Raw genomic sequence first — 2,549 nt, 5'->3', positions numbered from 1 at the left:
TCTTTACCTTATCGACTATGCCGCGCGCCTGCTGCGACCGGTCAGCATCATCCTGAAGGTAGGTGAAAAGGGCCATCGCGTCATCAAAGATGTCTACCGCCAGGGTGCTAAGCATGAAGATACACATGGAGGCGTTTTCGTTCTGTCTGAGGTGCCCGACCGCATCGTGTATCACAAGGCGAATCCGGCGATCGTGGTGGCCGTCAATCTGAACGCCCTCGTCGCGCTCGGCGAGGATAAGAACTGCGTTATCGAGCTTGTCCCAAGAGTGGGTGACTTCGTCGGGACGGACGAGGCGCTGTTTCGGCTGTTTGGCCCAACACTGCCACGCGACCGGGCGCTGAAGGCCCTTGTGGCCTTCGGACCAGAGCGAACCCTCGAGCAGGATTCGACATTTGCTTTTCGAATCATTGTGGATATCGCCATCAAGGCTCTCTCAAAGGCGATCAACGATCCAACGACGGCAGTTCTCGCCATAGACCAGCTTCAGCGCCTTCTCTGCTTTGTCGGCAGAAGGCAGCTTCTCGGGGAGGAAATTCGCAGCAAGTCAGGAAAGTTGCGGCTTATCCGCAGGACACCGAACTGGGAGGACTTCGTAGAGCTGACCTTCAGCGAGATACGATTGTATGGCGCGGAAAACTTCCAGATCGCGCGGCGATTGCGCGCCGTGATCGAATACGCCCTGCAAGTATTGCCGGATGACCGTCATCGAGCGCTGCTTAATGAACTAGACCTGCTCGACCGGATGCTGGAGCAAATCTACGTCCTTCCGGAGGACCTGATACTTGCACGAACACCAGACACCCAAGGCTTGGGTGGCGCGGGCAGGAGGTCGAATCTTGCCACCGMCGGTCTCGATCCGCCTTCGCGCCATACGTCGAGCCATTAGGAGCACTGCCCCCTCGACTCGGCGGAGGTGCCAAGTTTGGATAGGGGTGTTTTGGCAATGTCCACGCATGAATCGACAATGAAAAGTCGTCACGGCTGAAAACAAAGGTAACCGGTGTTCTCGCCCCACGTTGTCCTGTCCTTCCTGATCTGTGATCGCTTTTCCATGGACGAGCAACGGGAGTTTCTCCATGGAGAGAGCATTGGTGCAGGGATCGAATTTCAACGGCTACCGCCTATGAGTGTTTGGTCGCAAGCAGCGGGATTGATCTGCATGCCATGCCGCATAAGCACAATTCGGCCCGCCGCCATCACATCGGCAAAATGAACTTCAAGGTGACGAACCGGGCGGAGTACGAGGCAGGCCTTCGCCCGCGGGGCAGCCTGACGCTTTGGATGAGCGCGGAAGCTCTGTCGTCATGGCAGGCACCGAAGCGCACACCGCGTGGCGGCGAGCCGCGTTATTCCGATCTGGCAATCGAGGCCACCCTGATGCTGGGCCTGGTGTTCGGCCTGCGGCTGCGCCAGACGGAGGGTTTGCTGACATCGGTGCGGCAATTGATGGGATTGGATCTCTCCCTGCCCGATCACACGATGCTAAGCCGACGGGCACGGACGGAACGATCCTTTGACTTGCGGCAAGGCCGCTCGGTTTCAGCAGAAGGACCTATCCACGTCCTCATCGACAGCACCTGCCTTGAAGTTTACGGTGCCGGCCAATGGCTTGAGCCATGCCGCACTTGGAAGCATCGCCGCACCTTCCGCAGTTTCCATCTCGGATGCGGTGCCTGAGAGTATCGCAGATTCTCGACGACCGACCATTAGCGATTTATCTGCGGAGCCCGCGGTGTCTTGCTTCTTCTAGGCAAGAGCCGCCAAATATTCCGCAAGCTCGGTGTCATTGATCGGCGGCCCGGTAATGTCCATGCCGGCCTCATCCGCCACTCGCGCTAGCGCTGCAATGTCTTCGGCGGTCAGCCTCTGTTCCACAACGGTTGGGATAAAACGCTCGAACTCGCCGGGAGAGACAACGACTTGCAAGTTGATGGGGTCGTCGCCGTAACCCTTCCACGTATGTTCCTTACCGCGCGGTAGAAATACAGTATCTCCAGCTTCAGCGGTTTGCACTTCGTCAGGTGTCCAGATCAGAACAGACCCCGCGACAATCAGGAATAGTTCATCGTCCTGTCTATGAACGTGTCGCGGTGGACCAAACTTTGCCGGCGCGTAATAATCTAACATCGTATAGGCGCCGTTCGTTTGAGCCCGACTTACTCGTAAGCGAACAGCCTCCCCCCACGCGGTCGTTGCCAAATTATCGGCGCCCGCCTTATCAATCATGAAATTCTAGAGAGTTTGAGCTGCGCGCTCCATGCTCGGTTCCTTACTCAATATTCCGGACCCTTCGAAGTTAGTCGAGGGTTTCAAGCAATTTGAATCGAATGAGACTTTCGGCGCTGGCGACGATTGCTTCTTCGCTTATGCGTGGCTTCCACCCGAGCCTCTGCCTCGCCTTGTCACTGCTTGAGCGTCTATGGCTTGCGCTACGTGAGGAAGAGGCACCGTGACTGGGAACTCTGGCGGCAAATTCCGAAAAGCGCTCGCGCAATATGGTGGCAACCGCCAACAGAGACACTGGTTCGCCGCTCACTGCAATAAAG

The 2,549-nt window shown here is 57.1% G+C and carries 2 protein-coding genes and 2 pseudogenes; 2 read left to right on the top strand and 2 right to left on the bottom strand.

What is annotated here, in order from left to right:
• Both AC1D35_RS35560 and AC1D35_RS35555 read left to right on the top strand, forming a co-directional pair.
• On the top strand, positions 1–889 hold an 889-nt coding region (locus tag AC1D35_RS35560), incomplete at its 5' end, for a DUF2254 family protein (protein WP_477942656.1).
• Positions 890–1,167: 278 nt separating this feature from the next.
• Positions 1,168–1,677, top strand: a pseudogene (locus tag AC1D35_RS35555) (transposase); the annotation flags it as partial.
• 72 nt (positions 1,678–1,749) lie between these two features.
• Here the strand turns inward: AC1D35_RS35555 and AC1D35_RS35550 are convergent.
• Together AC1D35_RS35550 and AC1D35_RS35545 are read right to left on the bottom strand one after the other, a co-directional pair.
• Positions 1,750–2,130 (bottom strand): cupin domain-containing protein, encoded by a 381-nt coding sequence (locus AC1D35_RS35550; protein ID WP_446983695.1) that lies wholly within the window; start codon positions 2,128–2,130, stop codon positions 1,750–1,752.
• A gap of 169 nt (positions 2,131–2,299) precedes the next feature.
• Positions 2,300–2,549: pseudogene (locus tag AC1D35_RS35545) on the bottom strand (aldehyde reductase); the annotation flags it as partial.

The sequence above is a fragment of the Rhizobium sp. P1_E6 genome (assembly GCF_056405875.1).
This window is presented reverse-complemented; position numbering and strand designations above follow the sequence as displayed.

Coding starts and splice junctions, on each gene's coding strand:
- AC1D35_RS35550 (WP_446983695.1), bottom strand. CDS start 2,130: ATGTTAGATTATTACGCGCCGGCAAAGTTTGGTCCACCGCGACACGTT.